At 56.7% G+C, this 26,457-nt stretch carries 31 protein-coding genes; 14 read left to right on the top strand and 17 right to left on the bottom strand.

Features of this window, described 5'->3' with window-relative positions; all coding sequences use genetic code 11:
• The first annotated feature begins 30 nt into the window (after positions 1-30).
• The 4 genes from QMQ05_RS02160 (at position 31) to QMQ05_RS02175 (ending at position 2,003) form a co-directional block, all read left to right on the top strand.
• A complete protein-coding gene (locus tag QMQ05_RS02160) occupies positions 31-492 on the top strand; it encodes a hypothetical protein (protein ID WP_345472629.1) in 462 nt (153 codons plus the stop codon).
• Between the two features lie 356 nt (positions 493-848).
• The gene (locus QMQ05_RS02165; RefSeq protein WP_345472631.1) at positions 849-1,160 is read left to right on the top strand and encodes a hypothetical protein; all 312 of its coding nucleotides are present in this window, start codon (positions 849-851) and stop codon (positions 1,158-1,160) included.
• 51 nt (positions 1,161-1,211) lie between these two features.
• Positions 1,212-1,643 (top strand): acyl-CoA thioesterase, encoded by a 432-nt coding sequence (locus QMQ05_RS02170; RefSeq protein WP_345472633.1) that lies wholly within the window; start codon positions 1,212-1,214, stop codon positions 1,641-1,643.
• Between the two features lie 90 nt (positions 1,644-1,733).
• Entirely contained in the window at positions 1,734-2,003 is a 270-nt protein-coding gene (locus tag QMQ05_RS02175; RefSeq protein WP_345472635.1) for a hypothetical protein, read from the top strand.
• A 22-nt stretch (positions 2,004-2,025) separates the two neighbouring features.
• Here the strand turns inward: QMQ05_RS02175 and pcaC are convergent, their stop codons facing one another.
• The 7 genes from pcaC to QMQ05_RS02210 form a co-directional block, all read right to left on the bottom strand.
• Positions 2,026-2,424 (bottom strand): 4-carboxymuconolactone decarboxylase, encoded by a 399-nt coding sequence (pcaC, locus tag QMQ05_RS02180; RefSeq protein ID WP_345472637.1) that lies wholly within the window; start codon positions 2,422-2,424, stop codon positions 2,026-2,028.
• Between the two features lie 17 nt (positions 2,425-2,441).
• Entirely contained in the window at positions 2,442-3,239 is a 798-nt protein-coding gene (locus tag QMQ05_RS02185) for an alpha/beta fold hydrolase (protein WP_345472639.1), read from the bottom strand.
• A complete protein-coding gene (locus QMQ05_RS02190; protein WP_345472641.1) occupies positions 3,221-4,627 on the bottom strand; it encodes a lyase family protein in 1,407 nt (468 codons plus the stop codon). Before QMQ05_RS02190 ends, QMQ05_RS02185 begins: the two co-directional genes overlap by 19 nt.
• A 9-nt stretch (positions 4,628-4,636) precedes the next feature.
• Positions 4,637-5,215 carry a protocatechuate 3,4-dioxygenase subunit alpha gene (pcaG, locus tag QMQ05_RS02195; RefSeq protein ID WP_334121966.1) on the bottom strand — a complete coding sequence of 193 codons (579 nt, stop codon included), beginning with the start codon at positions 5,213-5,215 and terminating at the stop codon, positions 4,637-4,639.
• Positions 5,216-6,022, bottom strand: coding sequence for a protocatechuate 3,4-dioxygenase subunit beta (gene pcaH, locus QMQ05_RS02200; protein WP_345472645.1), 807 nt, complete (start codon positions 6,020-6,022; stop codon positions 5,216-5,218). It lies immediately after the preceding gene.
• 33 nt (positions 6,023-6,055) lie between these two features.
• Positions 6,056-7,252, bottom strand: coding sequence for a 4-hydroxybenzoate 3-monooxygenase (locus tag QMQ05_RS02205; protein ID WP_345472647.1), 1,197 nt, complete (start codon positions 7,250-7,252; stop codon positions 6,056-6,058).
• Between the two features lie 193 nt (positions 7,253-7,445).
• Positions 7,446-8,195 (bottom strand): IclR family transcriptional regulator, encoded by a 750-nt coding sequence (locus tag QMQ05_RS02210; RefSeq protein ID WP_345472649.1) that lies wholly within the window; start codon positions 8,193-8,195, stop codon positions 7,446-7,448.
• Between the two features lie 162 nt (positions 8,196-8,357).
• On the opposite strand from QMQ05_RS02210, the gene betT reads away from it, so the two are divergent.
• On the top strand, positions 8,358-10,574 hold the full coding sequence (gene betT, locus QMQ05_RS02215; RefSeq protein WP_345472651.1) for a choline BCCT transporter BetT: 2,217 nt from the start codon (positions 8,358-8,360) through the stop codon (positions 10,572-10,574).
• A 32-nt stretch (positions 10,575-10,606) separates the two neighbouring features.
• On the opposite strand, the gene QMQ05_RS02220 is transcribed toward betT, so the two are convergent.
• The gene (locus QMQ05_RS02220; RefSeq protein WP_345472653.1) at positions 10,607-11,800 is read right to left on the bottom strand and encodes an MFS transporter; all 1,194 of its coding nucleotides are present in this window, start codon (positions 11,798-11,800) and stop codon (positions 10,607-10,609) included.
• Positions 11,801-12,008: 208 nt separating this feature from the next.
• Here QMQ05_RS02220 and QMQ05_RS02225 point away from each other — a divergent pair, with 208 nt between their 5' ends.
• Genes QMQ05_RS02225 through QMQ05_RS02240 form a run of 4 tightly spaced genes read left to right on the top strand, consistent with a single transcriptional unit; the run spans position 12,009 to position 15,404 of the window.
• Positions 12,009-13,220, top strand: a complete 1,212-nt coding sequence (locus QMQ05_RS02225; RefSeq protein WP_345474601.1) for a thiolase family protein — start codon at positions 12,009-12,011, stop codon at positions 13,218-13,220.
• Positions 13,221-13,238: 18 nt separating this feature from the next.
• On the top strand, positions 13,239-13,910 hold the full coding sequence (locus QMQ05_RS02230; RefSeq protein ID WP_058256252.1) for a 3-oxoacid CoA-transferase subunit A: 672 nt from the start codon (positions 13,239-13,241) through the stop codon (positions 13,908-13,910).
• Positions 13,910-14,566 (top strand): 3-oxoacid CoA-transferase subunit B, encoded by a 657-nt coding sequence (locus QMQ05_RS02235; protein ID WP_345472657.1) that lies wholly within the window; start codon positions 13,910-13,912, stop codon positions 14,564-14,566. Before QMQ05_RS02230 ends, QMQ05_RS02235 begins: the two co-directional genes overlap by 1 nt.
• A 52-nt stretch (positions 14,567-14,618) precedes the next feature.
• Positions 14,619-15,404 carry an IclR family transcriptional regulator domain-containing protein gene (locus QMQ05_RS02240; RefSeq protein ID WP_345472659.1) on the top strand — a complete coding sequence of 262 codons (786 nt, stop codon included), beginning with the start codon at positions 14,619-14,621 and terminating at the stop codon, positions 15,402-15,404.
• On the opposite strand, the gene QMQ05_RS02245 is transcribed toward QMQ05_RS02240, so the two are convergent.
• Positions 15,405-16,292, bottom strand: coding sequence for an esterase/lipase family protein (locus QMQ05_RS02245; protein WP_345472661.1), 888 nt, complete (start codon positions 16,290-16,292; stop codon positions 15,405-15,407).
• 211 nt (positions 16,293-16,503) lie between these two features.
• On the opposite strand from QMQ05_RS02245, the gene QMQ05_RS02250 reads away from it, so the two are divergent.
• Positions 16,504-17,142 carry an alpha/beta hydrolase gene (locus tag QMQ05_RS02250; protein ID WP_345472663.1) on the top strand — a complete coding sequence of 213 codons (639 nt, stop codon included), beginning with the start codon at positions 16,504-16,506 and terminating at the stop codon, positions 17,140-17,142.
• A gap of 59 nt (positions 17,143-17,201) precedes the next feature.
• Here the strand turns inward: QMQ05_RS02250 and QMQ05_RS02255 are convergent, their stop codons facing one another.
• Complete coding sequence (locus QMQ05_RS02255; protein ID WP_345472665.1) at positions 17,202-18,299, bottom strand: ABC transporter permease; 1,098 nt, start codon at positions 18,297-18,299, stop codon at positions 17,202-17,204.
• 78 nt (positions 18,300-18,377) lie between these two features.
• On the opposite strand from QMQ05_RS02255, the gene QMQ05_RS02260 reads away from it, so the two are divergent.
• Positions 18,378-18,812, top strand: coding sequence for a MarR family winged helix-turn-helix transcriptional regulator (locus QMQ05_RS02260; protein ID WP_345472667.1), 435 nt, complete (start codon positions 18,378-18,380; stop codon positions 18,810-18,812).
• A gap of 510 nt (positions 18,813-19,322) precedes the next feature.
• Here QMQ05_RS02260 and QMQ05_RS02265 read toward each other — a convergent pair.
• Genes QMQ05_RS02265 through QMQ05_RS02285 form a run of 5 tightly spaced genes read right to left on the bottom strand, consistent with a single transcriptional unit; the run spans position 19,323 to position 22,006 of the window.
• On the bottom strand, positions 19,323-19,532 hold the full coding sequence (locus tag QMQ05_RS02265) for a DUF1653 domain-containing protein (protein WP_058256260.1): 210 nt from the start codon (positions 19,530-19,532) through the stop codon (positions 19,323-19,325).
• 36 nt (positions 19,533-19,568) lie between these two features.
• Complete coding sequence (locus QMQ05_RS02270) at positions 19,569-20,060, bottom strand: MogA/MoaB family molybdenum cofactor biosynthesis protein (RefSeq protein ID WP_345472669.1); 492 nt, start codon at positions 20,058-20,060, stop codon at positions 19,569-19,571.
• Positions 20,050-20,526, bottom strand: coding sequence for a cyclic pyranopterin monophosphate synthase MoaC (moaC, locus tag QMQ05_RS02275; protein ID WP_345472671.1), 477 nt, complete (start codon positions 20,524-20,526; stop codon positions 20,050-20,052). Before moaC ends, QMQ05_RS02270 begins: the two co-directional genes overlap by 11 nt.
• Positions 20,519-21,751, bottom strand: coding sequence for a molybdopterin molybdotransferase MoeA (locus tag QMQ05_RS02280; RefSeq protein WP_345472673.1), 1,233 nt, complete (start codon positions 21,749-21,751; stop codon positions 20,519-20,521). Before QMQ05_RS02280 ends, moaC begins: the two co-directional genes overlap by 8 nt.
• A gap of 3 nt (positions 21,752-21,754) precedes the next feature.
• Entirely contained in the window at positions 21,755-22,006 is a 252-nt protein-coding gene (locus QMQ05_RS02285; RefSeq protein ID WP_058256264.1) for a MoaD/ThiS family protein, read from the bottom strand.
• Positions 22,007-22,043: 37 nt separating this feature from the next.
• Between QMQ05_RS02285 and QMQ05_RS02290 the strand changes: the two genes are divergently transcribed.
• A complete protein-coding gene (locus QMQ05_RS02290; protein WP_345472677.1) occupies positions 22,044-23,225 on the top strand; it encodes a ThiF family adenylyltransferase in 1,182 nt (393 codons plus the stop codon).
• Entirely contained in the window at positions 23,222-23,629 is a 408-nt protein-coding gene (locus QMQ05_RS02295; RefSeq protein WP_345472679.1) for a molybdenum cofactor biosynthesis protein MoaE, read from the top strand. The genes QMQ05_RS02290 and QMQ05_RS02295 overlap by 4 nt, the downstream gene beginning before the upstream one ends.
• Before the next feature lie 256 nt (positions 23,630-23,885).
• Here the strand turns inward: QMQ05_RS02295 and QMQ05_RS02300 are convergent, their stop codons facing one another.
• Together QMQ05_RS02300 and QMQ05_RS02305 are read right to left on the bottom strand one after the other, a co-directional pair.
• Positions 23,886-24,170: an HNH endonuclease gene (locus tag QMQ05_RS02300; protein WP_345474603.1), complete on the bottom strand. Its 285-nt coding sequence runs from the start codon at positions 24,168-24,170 to the stop codon at positions 23,886-23,888.
• Positions 24,171-24,831: 661 nt separating this feature from the next.
• On the bottom strand, positions 24,832-25,773 hold the full coding sequence (locus tag QMQ05_RS02305; protein ID WP_345472681.1) for a helix-turn-helix transcriptional regulator: 942 nt from the start codon (positions 25,771-25,773) through the stop codon (positions 24,832-24,834).
• A gap of 104 nt (positions 25,774-25,877) precedes the next feature.
• On the opposite strand from QMQ05_RS02305, the gene QMQ05_RS02310 reads away from it, so the two are divergent.
• Positions 25,878-26,423 (top strand): DinB family protein, encoded by a 546-nt coding sequence (locus QMQ05_RS02310; RefSeq protein ID WP_345472683.1) that lies wholly within the window; start codon positions 25,878-25,880, stop codon positions 26,421-26,423.
• Positions 26,424-26,457 lie beyond the last annotated feature (34 nt).

The raw sequence follows: 26,457 nt of genomic DNA on the forward strand, positions 1-26,457 counted from the left end.
TATAACCGACCAGAGAACATGGATGTGATCATGGAGATCAGTAATGCACTGCTACAAGGGCAGCGCGGTCGACGACTGCTGTGGGAGTTCGCTGTGGCAAGCGAAGCTGAACTGATTCCTGAACAGAACCCTCACCCGCTCTTTGAGGGAATGTTCTATGCTTCTTACCAGCTAGAAAAGGCTCGGGGCGATAGTGTGGTGATGTTCGGTCCGGGAGCAGACGACGGCCACATGACCAGTGTGAGTGTGGATGAAATTGCCGAGTTGTTAGAACTTACACAGCTGATCCCGGTCACTGAACAGCTGTTAATAAGCTCACTGAGCATCACGGTTAATGCTGCGCGCTATTGGCAAGAACCCGACGGAATAGACACTTTGCTGGATTCCGCGACGCTTAGACCTCAACTCTCACGCATTGCTGAACACCTCGCGGCTTCCGGTCAGCTTGAACCGTGGTTTGGGCCTCTCGACCGAAAGCGCAATATCGCGTGAAATTTGAAATGCCGGAGGCAGAAGACAACACCCGACCAGTGCCTCGCACAGGTCTTGAATCTTTGCTCGCCTGGAAAGAACACTTGATCGTCACTGAGGCACATTCTGCAAAGTCCTCAAGGAAATCTGTGATTGGAAGTATTGGCGGTGAGTGGTGGTCTGCTCCCAGTCTTTTCTTGGATCCGACCTGCGGTCAATTTACGAACAGCCAACCAGTGGGCCTTAGCTGCGTAGAAGACGGCTTCGGTTGGGAGCGGGCAAGTACCATTCTGGTAGATATTCCGAATAGTGCCAGGGTGCTAGAAATTTCCTCGGCGGAGCAGTGGGTGAATCTTTGTCACGACTATTGCATTGAGGTGACTGAGCAGAAACGTCACGATTGGTATCACGTCACCGGCCGTGATGGAGCATGGGTTATTCCGGATTGGTTAGCGGTGTCCCGCAAATATGACGCAGTGCATCTGAGCATTGGCGCATACCTTGAGTTAGCCGGAGGATCTCTGACCGTGGATGATACTTACGCTACGCTCATCGCAGGGTGGGATCCGGATACTACATATTGGTTCATCGACACCCTGCGCGAGGCAGAACAGGTCCAGCATTGGAACTGTCTGGATGTTAACAGCGAGGATGAGCACTGGGTTCGCGCCGAGAAAAGTGCGAGTTAACGCTCTGTCACGCTGGGGGCCGCAGCAACTGAATTCTGTTCCAATAGGTTCATGAGCAATGAAGCAACAAAGGAACTGGCCGCCGCAACGGAAATTGTGTTGCAACTACGTTGGTCGGATCAAGACGCATTGGGCCATGTGAACAATGCCCGCATTGTCACCCTGATGGAAGAGGCCCGCATCCGCTGGACCCGTGAAGATGGGAACACCGGAAGATTTGAATTCGGAACGGTCGTTGCTTCCATCCAGATCGACTACAAAAGGCCGCTGTATTATCAGCCAGAACTATTGATCCGCATGGGGATCAGCCGCATCGGTAATAAGTCTTTCACTGTGCGTGGCGTCGGTTATCAGGATGAACAGCCGGTATTTGACTCGACCACCGTGATGGTTCCTTTGGCTGCTGACGGGGTTTCCTCGCGAGTACTTAATGGCCAAGAACGGGAGTGGTTGGAAGCTTCCCTGATTCCAGCCAGTATCTAGCGAGCGAAGAATCCATGATCTGGACCAATGACATGTGAGATGAGGAAAGAACGACTTGCGTGCGTATGAAATAAGCTCAGGAGAATTATCGTGTGGATCGTAGCTGGTTTTGTTGGAATCTTGGCTTTGGCTTGGATTGTCCGACTGGCAGTCAATCCGGTGGGGACAGCGGTCAACACCGTACGAGTCTTGCTTTTTCTCGCGGCGTTGGCAGTATTTCTGCTATGGCTCACCCTTAGCGATAAGCAAGATCCGAGCCATTACGAAGCTTTGTGGTTTGCAATCATCCTCGCAGGTTTATGGCTCTTGACGTTCATCTTGCCCGCGATAGTGCGTACCTTGATCCGACGGCGCAAATGAAGCCGTACCTCCTGAACGCAATTTATTGCCCTTCGTATTCGTCCAAGACCTTCTTACCGATCTTGAAGGCCACGTTGGCGGCCGGTACCGAGCAGTAGATAGCGCACTGCAGGAAGACTTCCTTGATTTCTTCCGGCGTCATTCCGTTACGCAGGGCAGCATGCACATGCATTTCTAGTTCTTCCCAGTAGCCACCGGCAATCATGGCGGTCAAGGTAATGGCACTACGGGTGGTGCGTGGCAAACCGTCGCGGGTCCAAATGGTTCCCCATGCGTAGCGGGTGATCATTTCCTGGAACTCGTCGGTGAACTCGTTTGAGTTAGTGGTGGAGCGGTCAACGTGCTCGTTGCCGAGTACTTCGCGGCGCACGGCCATGCCAGCATCGTAGGTGTCGCCCGGCAGGCGCTGGGAATCGGTCATGATTGAAAAGTCCTTTGCTAGTGGGCAGTGAAAAAATCAACGAGAAGCGCAGCGGTCGCGACAGGGTCTTCGGCCGGGGCAAGGTGCGCCACGGCATCAATCACGGCGGCCTGCGCATTCGGCGCATGCTCTGCAACAAATTCTGCATCTGCCGGTGGGCACACCTGGTCCTGTGCTCCATTGATAGCCAAGATTGGGTCCTTGATGTTGCCTAGCTCTTCTCGCAGGTCATATCCGGCGAGCGCACCGCAGGCGTGGGCGTAGGAGAAGCGGTCCGCATCCTGCAGGTTGTGCAGTAGCTCGGTGGAAACGATTGGGTTCTTTTCGATGAATCCCGGGGCGAACCAGCGCTGGGCGGAACCGACCACCATGGTGGGGGTGCCCGCCGTGGAGACTAGCTCCGCGCGTTCATTCCAGCCTTCGGGGGTGCCGATTTTCGCAGCGGTGCAGATGGGGGCCAGGGCAGCGAAGGTGCCGGGGTGGTCATGAGCTAACTGCAGGGCGGTGGCTCCGCCGATGGAAACTCCTGCGTAGTAGAGCTTCTGGGCATCATCAATGATGCGATCGGTCTTCAGCGCTTCAACCATGGTGATCACTGAGCTGGCGAGCTCGCTCATGCTGAAGGGCTCGGTAGAAGCCTTGCTTTCTCCGTGTCCGGGCAGGTCCCAGGCGATGAGCTGGAAATGTTCCTTCAGGTAAGGAACCGCCGGTCCCCATAGGTGCAGGGACGAGGTCCCCAGTGAAGGGCCGAGGATCAGGGTTGGCAGCGTTGCGTCGGTGTGCAGCAGGGATGGGGTTAGCTGTGGGGCTGCCATGATTCCTCCCATGCCGAGAACTCGGCAAGTACGTTGTCGGTGAAGCGTTGGGCCGAGCCGAGGTAGCCGGCTGGATCCAGCAAGTCGGTGAGCTGCTCGTCGCTGACCTGTTGCTGGTTGAGCTGGGCGCGTAGCAGTTCGCGCAGGCTGGTGCCCTCGGTGATGGATTCAAGCACGAGCTTTTGGATGGCTGGTTTGCCTCCCTCGATGACCGGTGCCAGCACGGTGGCCAGTCGTTCGGAAAGGACCGCGTCCCCGCCGAGCTTGAGGTTGCGCGCCAGCGCTTCGGTGTTGACGTTCATGCCCTTGGCTAGGGTGGCTGCATGTTCGCTGGATCCGAGGGCCAAGCGCAGTAGTTCGCGCAGGGCGGGCCATTCGGCATGCCATGCGCCGTCGGGACGTTCATCCACCGCGGTACCCGCTGCGGTGAACAAGGTGGCCACGTGACCCGGAGCGTTCAGCGCGGCACTGCGCAGCAGTACCGAATGCACCGGGTTCTGCTTTTGTGGCATCGCGGAGCTACCACCCTTGCCCGCTTCGCGAGGTTCGGTGATTTCCCCGATTTCGGGCCGGGAGGCGGTGAGTACATCGGCGCCGAAGGTGCCTAGCGCAGCAATGGCTGAGCCCAGAGCGGAGCCTGCCTGGATGATGGGCAGGCGGTTGCTGTGCCACGGGCTGGCCGGGTTGTGTAAATTCAGCCGACTAGCAAGCTCCGCGGTGAGAGCTGCGGTGGTGACATTCAATTCGGGGTGCAATGCCAGATGCTGTTCCAAGGAAGCCAGGGTTCCCACCGCCCCACCGAACTGTAGTGGAAGCTGGCTGCGAACCTCATCGAGGTTCTTGGCCGCGCTCATGATGGCCGAGAGCCAGCACGCCGCTTTGTACCCGAAGGTGGTGGGCAGGGCGTGCTGGGTCAGCGAGCGGGCGATGCACACGGTGTCCCGGTACTCGGACGCCACGTGTGCCAGTGCTTCGGCAGTGTTCTGCAATAACCGGGAGATGGCAGCCATGCTGTGTTGGGTCAGCAGCATCAGTGCGGTGTCGATGATGTCTTGGCTGGTGGCTCCACGGTGCAGAGCAGTGCTCGCGCTCGCCGGGGCACCGTCGGATGCCAGCAGGGCACGCATCATGCCCAGTAGCGGGATCAGCGCATTGGCCCCATCAGGGGTCTTGGCAGCCAGTAGGTTCAGGTCGTAGCGCGCAATGTCGCACACTGCTTCAATCGCGGCCAGATCCGCCGCGGAACACAGCCCGTTCTCCTCCTGGACTTGAACCCAAGCTAGTTCCACGGCGAACATTGCTTCAACGAACTGGGCGTCGCCTGCCAGCCCAGTTGCCGAGCCACCAGCCCAGATAGGGGATAAAAATCCGTAATCAACACCGCTCATAACTTCAGCCTAGCTTTCGCGCGGATAGGAGAGGAACACGGTCTCTTCCTCACCCTGCAGGTGAATATCTAGGCGTAGGGAACCGTCCGCTTCCCGGGTGGCGATCAGTGTTTTCCGCTCTGTTTCGGACAGTGATGCCAACAGTGGATCATTAGCCAGCGCCGCGGTGTCCTCCGGCAGGTAGATCCGGGTGAAAAGGCGGTTGAGCAGCCCGCGGGCGAACACCGTGAGCATGATGAACGGTGCCTTGCCTTCTTCGGTGGCTCCGGGGTTCACGGTGGTGAAAGTGTAATGCCCGATGTTATCTACCGCGGTGCGTCCCCAACCGGTGAAGGTATAACCATCACGAACCAGCGAGCCTTGTTCCGAGACAATATTTCCGGCTTCATCGGCCTGCCAGATTTCTAGCAGTGCGTCGGGAATGACCTCGCCCTTACCGTCATACACCACGCCGTGCAACCTTACCGAGTTCGGGTGTGCCTGATTGACCAACTCGTTGTCCTTCGCAAAGGGCAGCGCGTAGCCGTAGAACGGGCCGATGGTCTGTCCCGGGGTCGGGACAAGCTTCAGTTCAGGTGCCTGTGCCATTTAGTGCTCGCCCTCTTCCTCTTCCATCCAGGTGCGATTCGACCCGGTCAGTACGATGTCCCAGTTATAGCCGGTGGCCCATTCGTGGGAGGTGATCGAGTGATCATAGGTCGCGACCAGTCGGTCGCGCGCATCTTGATCGGTGATCGATTGGTAGATCGGATCAAGCGCAAACAGTGGGTCACCGGGGAAGTACATCTGGGTGATCATGCGCTGGGTGAAATCGGTGCCGAACAGCGAGAAGTGAATGTGCGCCGGACGCCAGGCATTATGGTGATTCTTCCACGGGTACGGGGCCGGCTTGATGGTGGTGAAGGAGTATTCGCCGTTGGCACCGGTGATCGTGCGACCCACCCCGGTGAAGTTTGGGTCGATCGGTGCTGGATGCTGATCGCGCTTGTGCACATAGCGTCCGGCGGCGTTGGCCTGCCAGACTTCTACCAGCTGTCCGGCGACCGGACGGCCATCACCATCAAGTACTCGGCCGGAGACCACGATGCGCTCGCCGATGGGTTCACCATTGTGTTGGATGGTCAGGTCTGACTCTAGGGCGTGCACATCGCGCTGTCCGAAAGCCGGGGAGTACAGTTCGATGGTTTCTGGATCTGCGTGGTGCAGGTTCTTGGTTGGGTGGCGCAACAGGGAGGATCGGTAGGGTGCAAAGTCCACGCGTGGCTGGGTTTCAGCCTTCTTACCGGATAGCACTTGTTGCCGGTAGTCCTCATGGATGCTGGAGATTTCAGCGCTGATATCTTCCTGCGAAGCGGTGGTCGCTGCTGGATCCAGGGTCTTGTTATTGGTGCTCATGGTGGCTCCTTTCAAAAGAATTTTTGGTGTGGGTTAGGCGTGTGGCCAGCCGGTGTAGGACTCGGCCAGATATTGCTGTCCGAAGCGTGAGGAGGTGACGGTTTCCAATTCGCCCAGGGCCCGTTTGGCCATGAACGGATCGTCACCCACCGGGGTGTGCAACATGGAGGTCATCCAGTAGGAAAAGTTCTGTGCCTTCCAAACTCGTTTCAGGGCTAGATCGGAATAGCCTTCCAGCAGTTTGTCGCTACCGGTGGAGAAGAAGGAATCTAGCGCTTCAAAGAGCACCTTGACATCGGCAAAAGCTAAGTTCAGTCCCTTGGCGCCGGTAGGCGGGACGGTGTGCCCGGCATCGCCAATCAAAAACATCCGACCGTGAGACAACGGTTCGCGCACAAAGGACCGGAAACCTAGGACGGTCTTGTCGAAAATCGGGCCGGTCTTCAGCTGGAAGTTATCCGGCCCGTCAACGCGCTGTTGTAGCTCGGCCCAAATTCGGTCGTCACTCCAGGCGTTCACGTCTTCATTCGGGTCGCACTGGAAATACATGCGTTGCACGTTCTCGCTACGCTGAGAGATCAGTGCGAAGCCATGGGGCGAATTCGCGTAGATCAGTTCCGGGGCGGACTTTGGTGCCTCGGTGAGTATGCCGAACCAAGCGAAAGGGTAGGTGACCTTAAAATCTTGGCACAGGGTTTGGGGCATCTGGCGGCGCGCGAAGGAGCGGGAACCATCGGCCCCGACGATCACATCGGCATGCACCTCGAAGAGGGTTCCTTGCGCATCGGTGAAACGGAACTTCGGGGTGGAAGTGTCCATATCGAGAATCTCGGTGACTTCACACCCATACCGCACGTCGCCCTGATCGCGTTGCCGCGCTGCGGACAGATCAACGAAGACCTCGTTCTGGGCGTACAGGGTGACGGTGGCATCAACGAGTTCACGGAAATCTAGTGGATGGGATTCGCCGTTGAAACGTAGGTCGATGCCGGCGTGCTCGTCGCCATCGGTGAGTACCCGGGAATCCACGCCAGAGTCGGTCAGCATGCTCACGGCTTGGGCTTCGAGGATGCCAGCGCGGTGGGTGTTGCGGATCGTTTCGTGATCGCGCATTTCTACCACGATGTTTTCAATGCCGGTTTTTGCCAGCAGATGGGAAAGCATCAGACCTGCGGGACCGCCGCCGATGATGCCGACTTTGGTTTTCAGGATGCGTGGCGACTTTGCCATGGGACCCTACCTGTCTGTGCCGGGACCAGCAGGTGCCATCCAGCTGCAGTGCTGGGGTCCGACGCGGGTCAAGAATAAGGAATCTTGTATAAGGATGCGCGCGTCGGCTACGTCACATCAGCTCCATTCTCATTGAATAAGAAAAGCTGCCGATGGCGAAGGCAATGAACCTACAAAGAGGAATCCCGGCTGGTTACAACGATCCACCCATTTGCAGCGCCCTAGAGATTCCTCGTGCAGCGGTCCGCAACGCCAAGCCAGCAGACTGAACGGTACGAGTTTCGCGGGGGAGTACGACCGAGATCACGGCCAGTTGATAACCCGCCTCATCGAGAATTGGCGCGGCAACACCGGTAGTTTCCGGATCGATGAACCCATCAAATGAGGCATAACCGGTGCGGCGAATCTCGGCCATTTCCGCACGGAAATCTGGGTGCGTGGCCGTCATGACCGCCTGGTGACGGGACAAAAAATCGGCAATGACTTCAGGTCGAGAAAAAGCCAGCAGGGCCATCCCCATGGACGTGCGTTGCACCGGCATGCGGCCTGCGACATTGGCCTGGTTGACCACCGAACCGGGGCGCGAAAGCCGCTCAATGATCAGCACCTCATCTTGATGCAGTACCGAGAGTTGAGTGTTTTGCCCCAAGAGTTGGTTGATGTCTTCCATGAAGGGCAGCGCCGCGGTGCGCAGGTCCCCGGTCGCGGCACTACGATTGGCTAATTCCCAAAGCCGTAATCCCAGTCGCACTTGACCGGAATCATCGCGACTGAGCAAATCATGTTCCACCAACGAGTCCAGCAACCGGTACATGCTTGCCAGCGGAATGTCGGCTCGCCGAGCCAAAACGCGCACACTGAGCGAGTGGTTTTTAGCGTCAAAGGAGTCAAGGATTCGTACCAATCGGTCCAGCATTGAATCCCCGCTAGGAGAGTTGGCCATGGCATAACTCTAATCCAGTGAATCGGGCGAACCTGTACCCTAGGCACATAGGGCCCGGGATCTCCACACTGAAAAATGTACCCTGAACGCGCAAAGAAGGTGATCGCCGTCGATCTCCGGTTCCTTGAAACCATTCCCACTAGATACATCAAGGAGCGCTAAGTGCCTGAGAATCGTACCCCACACAATGATGGAGACGATTACCTCCAACCGGCCATCGAACGAAGCCAGTTCGGAGTCCACAGAAGTCGAAAAAGTCCCGACAATGATCAGAACCGACCTCCCATTACCAGCACTGAGCTGAGTAAAGGTCCCAAAGAACTAGCCAAGCACACAGGCACCAAGGTCAACTGGCGTGTCTTTGTCATTGCGGCGATCGTTATTCTCGGCTTCTCGCTCTGGGCCATGTTCGCGCCTGTTAGCGCTGCCTCCACGATGAGCTCCACTGTTGATTGGATTTCCACCAATCTCGGCTGGTTCTATGTCCTCACGGTCACGCTGGTGGTGCTCTTTGTTTTGTGGGTTGCGTTCTCCAAGGAAGGCAGCGTGAGATTGGGGCCGGATCACTCACGGCCACAATATAACTTGGTGACCTGGGTGGCCATGCTCTTTGCCGCCGGTGTTGGCATCGACATGCTCTTCTACTCGGTCACCGGGCCCATCACGCAGTACATGACACCGCCAGCTGCTGATCCTGAGTCTGCGGCGGCTGCCCAAGACGCCGTGGTCTGGACCATGTTCCACTATGGTGTGGCCGGTTGGGCCATGTATGCATTGCTGGGCATGGCCATGGGATATTTTGCCTACCGTTGGGGTATGCCGCTGTCCATTAGGGCGGCCCTCTATCCGCTCTTAGGCAAACGCGTTCGTGGTGCCACCGGAGATGTTATCGACATCTTCGCCCTAGTTGGAACGGTCTTCGGCGTTGCGACCTCGATGGGTATTGGCGTTGTCCTGCTCAACGTTGGATTCTCGCTGATCTTTGGACTTCCCGAGGGGCTAGCACTGCAGATTGCCCTGATCGCGGTGGCTGTGATCCTCACCATCGCCGCCTGTACCTCCGGAGTGGATAAAGGCATCCGCGTGATCTCGGAGCTCAACCTATGGTCTGCAGCGGCGATGATGCTCTACATCCTCGTCACCGGGAAAACATCTTTCCTGCTCACCGCGTTAGTAGAGAACATTGGCAGGTTCATTTTTACTCTGCCAGAACGAACTTTGCAGACCTTCGCCTATGAAAGTGACGGCTCCGAATGGATGGCCAGCTGGACGCTGTTCTTCTGGGCATTCTGGCTCGCTTGGGGTCCCTTCGTTGGAATGTTCTTGGCGCGTATTTCCCGCGGACGTACGCTGCGTGAGTTCGTTATCGCAGCCATCACCGCTCCGGTGCTCTGCGATTTCTTGATTGTTTCGATCTTCGGAAACAGCGCACTCAAGGTAGTCATGGACGGCAATACCGGATTCGCCGAGCAGGCCATGGCTGAGCCTGAACATGGGTGGTACGCCCTACTAGAAATGTTCCCGGGAGCCCCATTCCTTATCGGACTAGCTACGCTTTCTGGACTGCTGTTCTACCTAACAAGCGCCAACTCCGGTGCCATGGTGATGTCCAACTTCTCTTCCACCATTCCAGATCCATCCCAAGACGGGCCGAAGTGGCTTCGTATTTTCTGGGCGCTAGCCACCGCGGTGCTGACCGTGGCAATGCTGGTCGCCGGTGGTGTGACCACAATGGAGCACGCGACCTTGATCTTTGCGCTCCCGGTGACCATCATCGCCTATCTGGTGATGGCCTCATTCTCCAAGGTGTTGCGGATGGAACGCGCCGAACGTGAGGGGCGTACCAATCGACGTAAATCCGCTGCCATGCACGGTGGCGCAGTGCCTGACAAGACCTGGCGTCAACGCATGGCACAATTCCGTGCCTACCCATCAAATAAGCAGGTGCTCAAGTACGTGCACAATGTGATTCAGCCTGCTTTGCAGGACGTGGCGCAGGAATTTGAACAGTTGGGCTATCATGCCGAACGGCATGTCACCGAGAACGAGCAAACCAATATTCCGGAACATGCGCTGGTCATTCATATTCCGGAATACCGTAACTTCTACTATCGAGTGGCTGCCGTCAAGGCCCCCGTGCCCGCCTTCGGTGGTCGCACGATGTCCCGTGAAATTGACGTGTACTTCAGGTTGGAAGTCTTCACTCAAACCGGTTCAGAAGGTTATGACGTAATGGGTCTGGAACGAGACCAGGTGATCAATGATGTCCTAGACCGCTATGAAGCCCACCTATCGTTCCTGAAATATTCGGACGAGCACGACACCGCCTCGCTATTGACGCCTCCGTTGCGCGCTCCCCGCCAAGACCCGACTGATTAATAGTGGGGACGTTTCGAGTCCTCGCGAACGAGTTAAGCCCGTTGTGGCTTTGGAATTTGGGCGATCACCACAACCGCTAGCAGCGCGGCACCGCCATAGAGGAAGAATGCTCCTGGGTAGGCGGTGCCGGCAGCTACCATCAAACCGGTGATGTAGGGGCCGATGATGGCACCAAATCGCCCGATGCCTGAAGCTAAACCGATGCCGGTCGCAACCAGATTGCGTGGATAGACGTGCCCAGCGTAGGCGTACATCAGGCACTGTGCGCTGAAAACGAAGACGCCGGTTACGAACAGGACGACGGTCAAAAGAACCTGGCTTCCAAAAGGAATCGCCAGGATCAGCAGAAGCGCTGCCGCTGCTGCGAACCAGATGAGTGAGACGAGCTTAATGCCCTTGGCATCGGCAGCATAGGCGCTGATAAGCAGACCCGCGATGGCACCGAGGTTCAGCACAAAGAGCATCGTCAGCGAATCCGCTACCGGGTAGCCGGCCGCGCCCATGATCTTTGGCAGCCAAGCGTTCAAACCGTACACCAAGACCAAACCCATGAACGCGGCAATCCACAAACCGATGGAGGTGCGCAAGTATTGGGGCTTGAGCACATCGGAGATTGAAGTGCGTTCGTTGCTGGCGACAACTTCACTTTCGGGAAGCTTGAACCATAGCAGTGCCAGGAGGGCCAGCCCCAGCCCGCCTCCGAGGAAGTACAGTGCTGACCAGTGAACTCCGGCGGCTTTGCCGGCCAGGGAGGCCAAGACTGCCCCGAGGTGATAGCCGACCATCGGCAAGTTATTGGCTAGTGCGCGTCGCCCTACTGGGGCATTTTCCTGCATGAGTGCTAGCGCCACGGGCATGCAACCGCCAAGGCCCAGACCGGCGATGAAACGGAAGGTCCCCATCAAGAATGCGTTGGGCAGGAAAGGGAAGAGCAAGGTAAAGACGGAGAAAACCAGCACGGCAATGAGCAGTGGGCGACGGCGCCCATAGCGGTCTGCCAGCCGTCCCATCATGGCTGCTCCCACACCCACACCGATCAGTGAGAAGGTGTTGACCCAGTTCATCTCACCCACGCTGAAACCGCCGATGTTGGGATCGGTCAGTACTGGAATGGTGGCGCCCAAAGCGACGATGTCGTAGCCCTCAAAGACCACGATGAAGAAGCAGAGCGCGGCTATCCAGCCACCAAGCTTGAGTTGTTGAGTACCGGTTTGCGGTAAGGACATGAGTCGCTCCTTTGAGATCTCCCAATGCAGTGTGGGTGATGGGTATCACAGCGTTGTGATCCTAGCACTAAATTCACTCAGCGCACTAATGTTCACAAGGCGAACTTTTTAAATCACCCCTTGAAGCAACTTTCCGTGACTGGTAAAGTTCATTAGACGAACTTAAGTTCACATCGTGAACATCTTTCAGCAATGGAGCAGTGAGACTATGCAGCAGGCCTACCTGTACGACGCAATTCGCACCCCCTTCGGCAAAATTGGCGGCGCACTATCTAGCCACCGCCCCGACGACCTTGCCGCGCATGTGGTGCGAGAACTAGTCGCACGCTCACCCAAACTTGATGTGAACACCATCGATGAATCGATCTTTGGTAATGCCAACGGGGCCGGCGAAGAAAACCGTAACGTCGCGCGTATGGCCACACTGCTTGCAGGGCTACCCACCTCACTACCTGGCACCACCATGAACCGCTTGTGCGGATCCTCGTTGGACGCTTCCATCGCGGCCTCCCGCCAGGTAGCCACCGGCGATGCCGATCTGGTGTTGGTGGGTGGCGTTGAATCCATGAGTCGTGCTCCGTGGGTTTTGCCAAAAACCGAGCGTCCCTTCCCGATGAGCAACCTCGAATTGGCCAACACCACCCTTGGGTGGCGTTTGGTCAACCCGGCCATGCCAGGAGAATGGACCGTCTCCTTGGGTGAAGCCACCGAGCAACTGCGCGAAAAGCACAACATTTCTCGCGAGGACCAGGACAAATTCTCCGCACTCTCGCACCAGCAGGCAGCTGCAGCCTGGGACGCCGGAAAATACGACAACCTAGTGGTTCCTGTGCCTCCGGCTAACAAACGAGGTACCGAAGTCACCCGGGACGAAACCATCCGAGCAGGCTCAACGGCACAGACGCTTTCGCAGCTACGCACCGTATTCCGCAGTGGCGAAAACGCCACGGTCACCGCTGGTAATGCCTCGCCCATGAATGATGGTGCTTCGGCCGCTTTTATCGGTTCGGAAAAGGGTGGTGAGCTTCTAGGTCAAGCTCCCATCGCGCGCATTGTCTCCAACGGCGCTTCTGCTTTGGAGCCGCAGTTCTTTGGCTTTGCCCCGGTTGAAGCAGCTAATAAGGCCCTGTCCAAAGCCGGGCTGAAGTGGTCAGATATTGCTGCCGTGGAATTGAATGAAGCCTTCGCGGCACAGTCCCTTGCCTGCATTCGTGCCTGGGATATTGACCCAAGAATCCTTAACGCGTGGGGTGGAGCTATCGCTATCGGCCACCCACTGGGAGCCTCCGGGCTACGCATCTTGGGGACCCTAGCCCGTCGACTTGCCGAATCCGGCGAACGCTACGGTTTGGCCGCCATCTGCATCGGCGTGGGGCAGGGCCTCGCGGTGGTCATTGAAAACGTCAACGCCACAAAGTAGCCACAGGAGGGAATCATTATGGCACCACGTATTGCCAGTACAGCGACTGATGCCGTCGCAGAAATCAGTGATGGATCGACCATCTTGATTGGTGGCTTCGGCAACGCCGGACAACCCATGGAACTGATCGACGCGCTCATGGAGTGCGGCGCCACCGACCTGACGGTGGTCAACAACAATGCCGGCCAAGCCGATGCGGGCCTCGCCTTGCTCATCAAGGAACGCCGGGTTAAAAAGATTATTTGCTCCTTCCCACGACAGTCTGACTCGTGGCACTTCGATGAGGCCTACCGGGCCGGTGAAATTGAACTGGAACTTGTGCCCCAGGGCAATCTGGCTGAACGCATTCGTGCCGCAGGAGCCGGCATCGGTGGCTTCTTCACCCCTACCGGTTATGGCACGCTGCTCGCCGAGGGTAAAGAAACCCGCGTTATTGATGGCAAGGGTTATGTCTTGGAGACACCTATTCATGCCGACTTTGCGCTCATTAAGGCGCTCAAGGCGGATACCTTCGGCAATCTGGTCTACCGCAAAACAGCACGAAACTTTGGCCCCATTATGGCCACGGCGGCCAAGGCTGCCATCGTGCAGGTGGATGAAGTGGTCGAGGTCGGAAGCATCGATCCGGAGCATGTGATTACTCCGGGGATCTACGTCGACACCGTGGTAGCCCTTGGAGGAGGAAAATAATGACTGATACGCGCACCACCGAAGAAAAGCTGACCCGCGATGACATGGCGCAATTGGTAGCTCGCGATATTCCAGCCGGCGCCTTTGTGAACCTAGGCATCGGCCAGCCCACCAACGTTTCGAATTTCCTCACCGCCGACCAGCAAGTCACCCTGCACACCGAAAACGGCATGCTCGGAATGGGTCCGGTCGCCACCGGCGAGGACATCGATGAAGACTTGATCAACGCAGGCAAGATCCCAGTCACTGAACTGCCCGGAGCTGCCTACTTCCATCATGCTGACTCCTTCGCGATGATGCGTGGCGGACACCTAGATGTCTGCGTGCTCGGCGCATTCCAGGTATCCCAGGCCGGCGACTTGGCTAACTGGCACACCGGTGCCGAAGGTGCAATTCCCGCCGTGGGTGGGGCCATGGATCTGGCGATCGGCGCTAAGGCGACCTGGGTGATGATGAGCCTGTTCACCAAAACTGGTGAATCAAAACTGGTCGAAACCTTGAACTACCCGGTGACCGGGTTGGGATGCGTCTCGCGCATTTACACCGAACTAGCCATCTTTGAAATTCGCGATGCCAAGGTATTTGTTCGTTCGGTACATGGCATCAGTTTTGATGAATTGCAGGCCAGGGTGCCGGTGGAACTGACGTGGGCGTAGAGACACAGTAGATTAGTGGGGAGTCCCAACTAATACATTGTGTGCAAGGAGTATGGTGAGCGAGCAGGCAACACCTTCGACGTCGGTCCAATCCCTGGCCCGAGGTTTGGCCGTCATCAGTTGCTTCGATGCGGAACATGTTTCGATGACGCTCTCCGAGGTGGCCGCGCGTACCGAATTATCGCGCGCCACCGCCCGACGCTTCTTGCTCACCCTCCAAGAACTGGGGTACGTACGCTCGAATGGCAAGCACTTTGAGCTGACTTCCAAAGTCCTGCAATTGGGGTATGCCTATCTCTCCAGCGCCACTTTGCCACAACTCATGGAACCGGTGCTTGAAGATTTATCGGCCAAGGTCCATGAATCAGCCTCCGCCTCCGTGCTTGATGGCAACGAGATTGTGTATGTAGCTCGTGTTCACACTCGTTCGATTATGCGTGTTGGAATTTCGGTGGGAACCCGATTCCCAGCGGTTAACACCTCCATGGGACGAGTGCTCTTAGCCTTCGGGTCGGAGGAACTTCGTGAAGAGGTACTCGCCGGCGGATTCGAATCCCGTACCGGACTGGGGATCAAGACCGTGGCGGCCCTGCGCAAGGAACTGGAAAAGATCCGTACGCAGGGCTACGCGGTGGTTGATCAGGAATTAGAGATTGGGCTGCGTTCGGTAGCGGTACCGATCTTTAACGCCGATAACGATGTGGTGGCCGCGATGAACGTTTCGATGAGTGTGCATCCGGCAGGCGAACAAGATGCCCACGAAGCCGCCCAAGCGGTTCTGCCGCAACTGTTGCAGGCAGCCGATCAGGTACGACAGGCCCTTATCTCCACCCGCTAATTAGATGGAGCAGGACGGGCGATAGGCCGGGTTAGCCGGCCCATCGGTGCCCAATGCGTTGAGGACCAGCCGATGCATCACCGGATCATGGTTGATCGAGATATGTGCTGAGAGATCAAGCGGGCATTTGTCCTGAAGCACAATATTGGTGACCTTTGATTTAGGGCCATCGAGGAATTGCGAACGGTATGGGGTGACAACCTCGTCGTATTTGGTGGAAATGACCGTATAGTCCGGCCCCGCAACGGTGTCGCCGATGGAGTTTAATTCGGTCAAGAATTCACTACCAGCAACTTGATCTAGGCACGCATCGCAGGCGACTGCTCCCACAACACCGATCAATTTCATGCCCGTACTGGATGGAACGATGATTCCTTGAGTGCCATGGTTTGACGGGGAAATGGCGACGAAATCCTCGACGTACTTGGCTCCATCCATATGCCCCAGATACCAACGTGGCATCATTCCGCCCTGGCTGTGTCCGACGAGATCAACTTTGGCTGCTCCGGTTGCGGCACGTACTTTGTCTACGAAAGTACTGAGCTGACTTGCTGACTGACGGATATCGGCACTTCCGGGAAGACCCTTTTCAAGGCCGTAGTTGAGTGCGAAAACGCAGTACCCTCGGCGCTTGAGGGTCGGGGAGAGCGTTAGCCAGTTGGTGGCCATCGTTTCAAAGGTTCCGTGGACGAGAATCACGGGATTGGGGTGTTTGGAACTCGGTGTGCAGTCCCAATTATTGGCGCCGACCGGGCTGATATTCAGTGAAGCAGTGTTCGTGGTTTCTGCTTGGGCGGTGTTTCCTGCGCTTGTGCCAATGACTGGGACGATGAGCGTAGCCGCGGCAAGGCACAGGGCGGCCAGGCCGGAGAAAATGCGTCTTTGCATGTTTTCCTTCGGTGGGAGTGATGGGAAGCTACTAATTACTCGCAAGTAGCATGTGAACATGATCACAGTAGTTTTATAACTTGTCTAGGGTTGAAGTTGATATTCACCCCGACATAGAGAGCTGCCACACCTTTAGGTTGAAGCTTCAAGTTATTGCGTTATGCTGTGCATAAAGGATTTTTCTCAAGTGTCAGAAGAGGGTTCGACAAGCATGGCTCAGCAGCTTAAGGATGTGCGCAGCACGCAATGGAGCAACAATCCAGGCTCGGGGGCGATTCTGCTCTTTCTGCACGGCTTCGGCTCCAATGAACATGATCTCAGCTCCCTTGTCGAGCCATTGGGGCTGTCGCTACCCTGGGCTTCGCTCCGCGCGCCATTGGAATTAGGGAACGGTGGCGCTGCATGGTTCAACATCGTGACCCCAGGTGTTCCTGAAGTGGCACCGGTGGAGCAGGCGACGGAGATTATTTGGGCGTGGGTCGATGAAAATCTTGACCCCGAAATCAAGGTCATCCCCATCGGCTTCTCGCAGGGAGGCTTGATGGCAAGCCAGCTGCTACGAACGCGTCCCGAACGCGTTGCCGCCACCACGATCCTTGGTGGTTTTGTTTTGGGCTCGAATCAGTCGGGCGACGAAATTATCGCTGCACAGCGTCCTGCTGTTTTCTGGGGCCGAGGACAACAAGACCAAGTTATCGCCCCGGTCGCTATCGAACGAACCAGTAATTTCTTGCCGCAGCACTCCACCCTGACCGAGCGGATCTACCCGGGCCTAGCTCACGGCATCAACGCCGAAGAGCTCTTAGACGTGCGAACGCACGTGATAAGCCAGTTGAATATCGCAGAATAAAAATCTCGCCACCTGCTCACCGATTGGTGGGCAAGTGGCGAGAACCAGTGGTTTGCGGATTAGGCGGCCACTGTCCGTTCTACTTCTTCAATTTTTGCATTCTCGTTGGCAAGGCGGGTCTTATGAACACTCCATGCGTGAGTTGCGCACATCAGGGCGATGCCTGGGATCAGCCAAAGAATGAGTCTAAGTAGATCCATGCCGATGCTCTGGTCGGGGAAGTAGACCAAGGTCTGTACGGCATGCAACCAGCCGGCGCCGTTCCAGAAAGTATTGAGAGCACCAAAGAACCCTGGCTGCATTGCGGGCTGGAAAATGCCACCGGAACTAGTGAAGTTCAAGGCGACAAAGCACATGGTCAACACCGGGGTGGTCCAGTGACGAAGCATCGGGTGCAAGCCCATGCCAAGCATGATGATTGATGCTGCGTAGACCCACGAGATTAGCCAAATGCTGGTGAAGTGATTGTCGATAATCTGATAAATCGGACCCGAGACGAGAACTGCGATTGTCGCAATCACTGCTGCAGCAACTGCTGCCATGGCAAAACGCACTGGAAGCTTCACCTTACCCATGAACCCGGCTAAGGGGACGGCGCTGGCGTAACCGCCGATGCTCAATGCGACAAGCAAGAAGAACAGGCCCTGCCCGGTGCTGTCATGTTCTCCAGCTGGCACTACGTCCTGTACATGGAATGGCTGACCTTGCTTGTAGGCCACGTTCATGAAGACTTTTTGGGCGATATTTACCGAGGTTTCCGACGCCGCACTGGATGCGTAGAGCGTTGCTGAATCTTCGGTTGATTCATAAGCGGCGACGATTTCGCGATCCGCGACTAACTGCTGGGCTACATCTTTGTTCTCAACGGTGCGCACGTTCAGTGCGCCGTCAGATTCATCTTGCAAACTCTGCGCAAAAACCTTGGTCGCCGCCGAATCGCCAACCACAGCTACTTGTACGTTGTGTGGGCTCGGCTGATGGAAAGCGCCGAGGTAGAACAGGCCCATGATGGCACAGAGGAAGAAGGGGATCAGCATGGTTCGTGCCAGCTTTCCCCACCCTTTTGGTGCGGGCTTTGGGGTGTTCGGCTTCGACGGTTCCGAGTTGGAGTGTTTGGCGGTGGGGGTACTGGGGGTGATGGTGTCGGTGGCAGTCATATGTTTTAAGAATAACGCTTATGTTGCATTATGCAACATAAAATTTTGAGTTCTCTACCACGTACTAGACTCGGGATTATGAGCAGGAAACAGCGCGAAGCGGACATTGAATCCGTCTATCACCATATTCAGATGATCACCCGACGGGCCAACTCGCGCGCACGACAATTGGCTGAGCCTCTGAGCATGGTGGAGCATTCATTGCTGCGGTTTATCGCCGATACCCCCGGCACACGTGCTACCGACATCGCCGAAGCCTTCTCGCTGAACCGCTCAACTGTCTCTCGGCAAGTGGGGACGTTGCTGGACTTGGGCTACGCGGTCTACGACGATTCCGAAGCGGGACGAGGTCGCGTTCTAGAACTAACCAAACTTGGTCAGGAGCGCCTTGATGCATCGGCTGCTGTACACCGCGCTGCGGTGATTGAACGCTTGGAAGGATGGAGCAAGGACCAAATTAGCGACTTCGCCTTGGCGCTAGAACGGTACAACAAGGCAGACAACGATCTGTAGCTGATAGCTCGAACAAAAGGAATTGCACCATCTCTAACAGGTCACAAGAGATCGCGGATTAGTTCGGGGGTGCAGAAATAGCAATTATTCATCAGCGTTGACTTGCTGAATTCGAAGGCGTTAGTTTGGTTGTGCGTATTTTCGATGTGAGGAGCGGGATCTTGAAGACTAAGTCACGGATTGTTTCTGTATTTGCTACGGTGGGGCTAAGTGCAGGGATTCTACTATCAGCGTCTCCGGCACAGGCGTACGACCACTACTGGGTGAGCAGCTTTGATACCAAAGCGCAATGCCAGGCGACTACGCTAACCAAAATTGCGGGACTGAGCGTGCAAAAGAAAAAGATCGTGAGCACGAAAATCTGCACGTATTACAAAGGCGAGTACAAGCCGTACTTTTCAATGATTCGGTACCGCTAGATCGAGTTTTGCGACAAGAAGATTTGTAGGTTTATGGCGGGCTGAGCTCGCGGTGCCTTCATGATGGATTGATTGAATCCATGTCCGAAACCTAAGCCACCTTCGCGAACCTCGGCCCGCTATAACCATCGCGCTCGACGTGCTCGGTAAACATTTCCAGCGGTCGGGCCCAGAAGCTGTAGTCATCATAGAGCTTGCGGTAGAAGACCAAGGGCTCTTCGGTTTCGCTGTGTTTGCCCACGGCCAGCACTTCATAGCGCTGTCCTTTGAAGTGTTGGTAGATTCCGGGTTCGACGCTCATGCTTCAGACTTCCTGATCAAAGTAATTCGTGTGTTTTTAGCGTGGTCCGTGGCCGGAGCCACCGCTTCGTTGCGTGAGTAAGTGTTCCAAGACGGTATCCAACACGGCCAGCCCGTCCTTAACCCCACCGGTTGAACCGGGCAGGGTGATCACAAAAGTCTCACCGGCAAAGCCAGCAACCCCTCGGGTGATGATGGCCAATGGCGTGGACGCTTCGCCGCGACGACGAATGGCCTCGATGATTCCCGGAAGCTGGACATCCAAGAGCGGCTGAACCATCTCGGGGGACTGATCATCAGGGGAAACCCCGGTGCCACCGGTCACGATCACCACGCGTGCCCCGGAATTGAGCAGTTTTTTGACCGCGTCGTGCACCGGTTGTCCGTCGGCCACCACCACAGGCGCAGTCACCTGGAAGTCCCGCTCAACCAGCCACCGGCTGATCAATGGGCCAGTTTTGTCCTCGGCAGTGCCTGCAGCAGCGCTGGTTGAAGCAACCACGACGCTGGCTAAACGATTAGTCTTCACGAACCCAGTCGCCACTCTTGCCACCAGACTTCGCTAGGACCTTCACCGAACGCACTTCGGCGTGCTTATCCACGGCCTTGACCATGTCATACAGGGTCAACGCGGCCACACTCGCAGCCGTCAAGGCTTCCATCTCCACCCCGGTTACGCCCTTGGTGGTCACCTGCGCGATGACGCGCACCGCAGCGTCTTGGGTCTCAAAGTCGATGGACACCTTGGAGATCGGCAATGGGTGGCATAGCGGTACCAGTTCCCAGGTGCGTTTGGCTGCCATAATGCCCGCGACTCGGGCGGTGCCCAAAGCTTCACCCTTGGGCAGGTTACCGGTCATCAGCATCGGAATAACATCTTCACGGGTGGCAAAGATGGCTTCAGCGGTAGCAACACGCTTGGTCACTGCCTTGTCGCTGACATCGACCATGTGGGCGCTGCCATCTTCACGCAGATGAGTAAGTTTTTCAGACATTCATGCTCCAAGTTTCAATTTGCTGCCCAGCGCTGAGCTTACTGACGCCGATCGGGATGTGGACCAAAGCGTCGGCGCGGGCTAAGTCGTGGACCAGGTGCGATCCCGGGCCTAAGATTTCGACAGCACCATCCTTGATTACGCCGCGGCGTACCTGATGCTTGTGCTCGGGCGAAGTGACATCGCCAGCCAGCGGGTAGGACTTTGGCGCCGGTTCTGGCAAGGCGTTGAACTGGCGAAGCAGCGGAGCTAAAAACAGCTCTGCCGATAAGAGTGCGCTGACCGGGTTGCCGGGGAAGCACAGGACGGCCGCCTGGGACAGTTGGGCGAAACCCTGTGGGCCACCGGGTTGGATCGCCACATGGTGAAAGGTGCCACCCAAGGGTGAGAGCGCCTGGCTCACGACCTCGTAGGCTCCGGCGCTGATACCGCCCACCGTCAAGATCAGGTCCACTTGTTCCTGCAGTGCATCAATCGCCAGGGCAAAGCGCGCGGGATCATCGGGCAGTTGTAGGGTGCGCACCTGAATTTGGTACTGGTGCAACCAAGAGGTGAGCATGGGGGAGTTCGAATCCGGGATTTGGCCCTGCGAGCGCTGGTCGTCACTGAGCTCATCACCGGTGGTGCACACCGCCACCTTCAAGGCGCGACGGACCGGAACTTCACGCAGGCCACTGGATACCAGGGCGGCGATCATGGTGGGGGTGAGCCGGGTTCCGGCCTTGGCCACCAGCGCGCCAGCTTCAAGATCAATGCCGGCGGTTCGTATGAACCGGCCCGGTTCGCTAGGTGCGGTGAATTCGGCAGACCCATGTGGTTCACCTTGATGAGCCCGAACCAGGTCAGGGAAGCTGCCCGCCACCGATTCTTCGACGGGGATCACGGTGTCGGCCCCCGCAGGGATCATGGCGCCGGTCATCACCGGGCTGACGGTACCCTCGGCCAAGGTGATTTGTGGGTCGCCCGCGGCCGCGGTGAATCCCAGCGGCAGACAGATCGGCGATCCGGGGGTTGCTTCAGCCAGATCCGCGCTGCGTGCGGCGTAGCCATCCATCTGCGAATTGGTGAAGGCAGGGATCGGTAACTGCGCGTACAGGTCCTGACTGAGGATCCGATTACTGGCCTCGACACTGCCAGCGGGCAGTACTTCACTGCCAAGGGAGGCAAAGACCGGGGACAGCAGCGCAACAAGTTCGGTGCGGTGGTTTTCTAGGGTGCAGGTCATCGCTTATCCGCCAGCAAATGGTGGTAGAACATCCACGGTGAGATTTTCCTCCGGACCCAGTTCGCCGGCATCACGGCGCACCACACCGTTGATCAGGAAGCTACCCGCACGCAAGACCTGCGCCATTTCTGGCCCATAGGAATCGATCAGTTCGCTACGTAGCGCCGCGAGCGTTGGTGGGCGTTCCCAGCTCTCCTGCTCGCAGCCCGCCGCTGCCGCCGCGGCAGCGAAGTAGCGTATCGTAATCTTCGACATGACTTCATGCTATCGCGCCACAGCGATAAGGAGCACGATGAAAAGCGAACGCGACTTTCCCGCACTGGTAGCCCCCGGGCCGGCACTGAGCCAGGACCAGGCTGCACGAGCCGCGCGCCAACTGACCCTGCCCGGATTTGATGACACCGCACAGCGCAGACTTGCCGCAGCCCGGGTTCTGGTCATCGGTGCCGGAGGACTAGGCAGCGCCAGCGTTCCCTATATGGTCGGAGCCGGGGTAGGCACCATCGGCATCGTCGACGATGACGTTGTGGAACTCTCCAACCTGCATCGCCAAATCACGCACACCACCGCCAATATCGGGCTGGCTAAGACCACCTCACTGGCTCAAGCGGCCGCCGCGTTGGATCCTAACGTGCGCATCATCGAGCACAACCTGCGCCTGGATTCTTCCAATGCGCTAGAGATCTTTGCGAATTATGACTTGGTCATTGACGGTAGTGACAACTTCCCGACGCGCTACCTGTCCAATGATGCTGCCCAGCTTTCGGGCATTCCGCTGATTTGGGGCTCCATTCTGCAGCACCACGGACAAGTGTCGGTGGCTTGGCACGAGTACGGTCCGGGCTACCGCGACCTCTTTCCGGTGCCGCCTGCCCCGGGCACCGTTCCGGACTGTGCTGCTGGGGGAGTCCTGCCCGGATTATGTGGCACGATCGGCTCGCTCTTGGCCACCGAGGCGCTGAAGCTGATCGCGGGAATCGGCGATCCGCTGGTGGGCAAGGTGCTAATCTACGATGCGCTAGCTGCCAGCACTCGAACCCTCGAGTTTGCCCGGGATCCGCACAGCACGCAAGTCACCGAGCTCATTGACTACGTCCTTTTCTGCTCCGGTTCATTGCCCGAGGCCCAAGGCATCAGCGCCAAGTCGCTCGCCGAATTACTCACTGCCCCCGATGCTCCGGTCCTGTTGGATGTGCGTAATGCTGATGAACGCGCGCAGCAGCACATTGCCGGTTCCTTGCATCTGCCACTTCCTGAGCTGGAAGCCGCCATTGATTCCGGCGCAGAACTGGATCAGATCCCTGAGAAAGTGATTGTTTACTGCGCCCGAGGCCCACGCTCGCAACGCGCAGCTTCCTTGCTTGCCAATCGAGGCATCACCACGAAGTATCTTGAAGGCGGACTTCCCGCACTGGCTGACGTGGCTGCACAGTTACTGGCCGAACCCGCACCCACCGAAGGAGCCCGAGCATGAGCTACGCGCTAATCACCGAAGAACCTATCGACGAGGCTGCGGTCCGCAACGCTGTACAGTCCGACACCGCCGGTGCTGTGGTGCTCTTCCACGGGATCATTCGCAACCACGATGGCGGGCAATCGGTCAACTCCTTGGACTACTCCCACCACCCGCAGGCACAAGATTTCCTTGAGAAGATCATCGCTGAGGAAGAAGAACGCACTGGGCTCAAGCTCTCCGCCGTGCACCGTGTGGGTCCGTTGAAAATTGGTGATGCCGCGCTGGTGGCGGCTTCGGCGGCCGCACACCGTAAGGAAGCGTTCGACGCCATCGAAAATCTGGTGGAACGCATCAAGGCCGAGGTTCCGATCTGGAAGAAACAGCACTTCAGTTCCGGCAGTTCCGAATGGGTTGGGTTATAGTCCGGCTTACTTTTTACGTTCACGCCTCGCGCTAAGTATGCAATGAATCAAAACATGAATGTAGCAGGAATGTCCTCGAGGGAAGACGTGAAGGGTCGGGCTTTTCGGCGCTGAGGGGCTTCATCATGGCATCTGGCTCAAGCAGAATTATGAAACCCCAATAAAGGAAATGACCACTTTAGGAAGCCGACGGTCGGTCATGGAGGTAGACGGTTCGCACACGTGATTGGGCAACAATTTGCCGGTCAATGACCGACTAATCCAATCTTCTTACTGTCAGATTTGCGCCTTTTGATCTGTTGCACGGTCCGCACAGTAACTGCAAGTTCTCGGGATTGCTACTTCCTCCACGAGATAGGGGAATGATGTGGTCGTATTGGAGCTCAGTGTTAGAACCACAATGGCAGCATTTACCTCCATCGCGATGCATTATTAGTAATTTAACGTCGTCAGGAATGCCTCGTCGTATAACGTGCTGAGACTTTTGATTTTGGAGGGCCATGGCATTTTCGACTTTTTGTTGTTTCTTAAGTCGCTCCATTTCGAGCACAGCATAGATTTCGCTGGCTTTGAGGCCATCTGAATCTGAATAGAACTGATTTCGGAAGAGCCAATAAACCCTACCATTGACTCGTGCCAGTAATTTTGGCTGTTCTAGCTGTCGAGAAATGAGGTACTCATACTCGGATTTCTTGATCTTTCGGAGCAGATAGTCTTTTTTCCCTAGGGTAAGGACGAGTTTGCCTGAGTTGCCCCAGAAGCTCTTGTCGAAATGAATCTTTGCGGTAGGAACTCTGCTAACCAACTCTGGGCCCCTTTACGTTTTCGATCGCCGATAAAAGTATACGTCTGAAATCAAAGATGGCATTAAAGAATCTTCGTTAAAAGAGACACTGAGGAACTTATTGCGAACTTGTTTGAAGGGATTTGTGGACAATTGTTTAGTTTAGTTGTCAGTGCGTGGTCGCGCTCAGAAGTGGTGCAATGTCCGCGCATGGCAGGAGCTCCAAATGGGAATATAGGTGGACCGTGTTAAGAACGACTGAAAATAATGCGTTTTACGTACTTAAAGCCCGTTCGTTTTTCGGCCGATGTTCTACTCTGACACCGTTGCTGCTACTCGGTCATCGTTGGTATCGATTTTCGGCGGATCGGATAATGGCTGCTATGGGCCTGATTGCATCGTGTTAATTTCTTATCCGTCAGTCGAGGTTTGCTATCCACGAATCCAGAAGCTCTCTCAGCTCGCGAGGTTGAACGTCGCTGACCCTGGCTTGGCTCATGGCTAGACCGAAAGCGGCCCAACGCAGGTCGGTATTTTCGGTAAGCACCAGGCAGCTGTCGGTATCGATTGCTTCGATCTGAAACCAGCGTCCAATTAATGGCTCCAACTCCTTGGCACTGGCCTGCACTCGCGCGCTCACATCCGGTTGTCCGCTTCCGCGCAACCCTGCGCGCACGAAGCCGGCGGCGTCCCCACCTGGTATCGCCCGCGGTGTGAACCGCAATGCCCGCGGCGAAGGATTCTGCGCCCGGTCCACCCGGAAGCTGCGCCAATCATCCCGATCAAGATCAAAGGCCACCAGATAGTAGCGGTTGCCCACATTTACTAGTTGCACCGGTTCGACCCGTCGTGAGCTGAGAACCCCCTTGGCATCCTTGTAGTCGAAAGCGATCCGCTCGTGATCTCGGCACGCCTGGGCAAAGGTCACCAACACCGCCGGATCCACCGGATCTGGTGCGGAGGACGAAGAATTGAGCGGAACGGTGCTCGCGGTTAATGCTTGCGCCCGCTTTCGCAACCTCGCAGGTAGTACCGGCACCACTTTCCCCATGGCGATCAAGGCCGCCTCGGCCAGCGCGGAAGACCCGCCGTGCACTGTGGATTGCAAGGCCACCACTAATGCCACGGCTTCGTCATCGTCGAGTACTAGGGGAGGCAAAGCGGTTCCCGAAGCTAATTGATAACCGCCACCCACGCCACGATCGGCCTGTACCGGATAGCCCAAGTCGCGCAGTCGGTCGATGTCGCGGCGAACCGTGCGCAGGCTGACATCCAAACGTTCGGCGAGCTCATCTCCGGACCAGTATCGATGGGTCTGTAAGAGCGAGAGTAAACGCAAAAATCGGGTGCTAGTACTCATGGGTTAAGTCTGCCTTGATTTAGGACAGAAACTGGCACTTTTCACTTCTACTCTGGTTATTACCAGCTGGAAATACCGGCTGCAGCTTATGCCAGGAGGCAATCATGAGCACCATGGCCATCACCAACACCACCTTGAGCGGCGAACGTGCCGACCTCTTCCAGGCCCTAGCCAACGCGCGACATTTCCTGCGTTTCACCGTTCAGAATCTGAGCGATCAACAGGCCGCGCAGCGCACCACCGTGAGCGAATTGACCCTCGGTGGATTGATTAAACATGTCAGTGCGGTCGAAAAGCAGTGGCAGGAATTTATGGTCAAGGGCCGTGTGGCCATGGCCTGGGATGGTGCTGATTTCACTCAGATGCCACCCGAAGCGATCGAGGCTTTCCATAATGAATTTCGTATGCAGGTCGGAGACACCCTAGAAGCGTTGTTAGAAAACTACGCGCAGATTGCGGCTGCCACCGACGAACTGCTCGCCGACATAGATCTGGATGCGGTGCATGAGCTGCCCGGAGCTCCCTGGTTTGTTGACACTCACTGGTCGGTGCGTCGCACCCTGCTGCATATCGTCGCCGAAACCACCCAGCATTCGGGGCACGCAGATATCATCCGCGAAGCCCTTGATGGCCAGAAGACCATGGCATAAAAACCTCCTCTTCATTTTGTTACCGTACGGTGTC

It is taken from the genome of Glutamicibacter sp. B1 (assembly GCF_039602135.1).
In the GTDB taxonomy this organism is placed as follows: Bacteria; Actinomycetota; Actinomycetes; order Actinomycetales; family Micrococcaceae; genus Glutamicibacter; species Glutamicibacter ectropisis.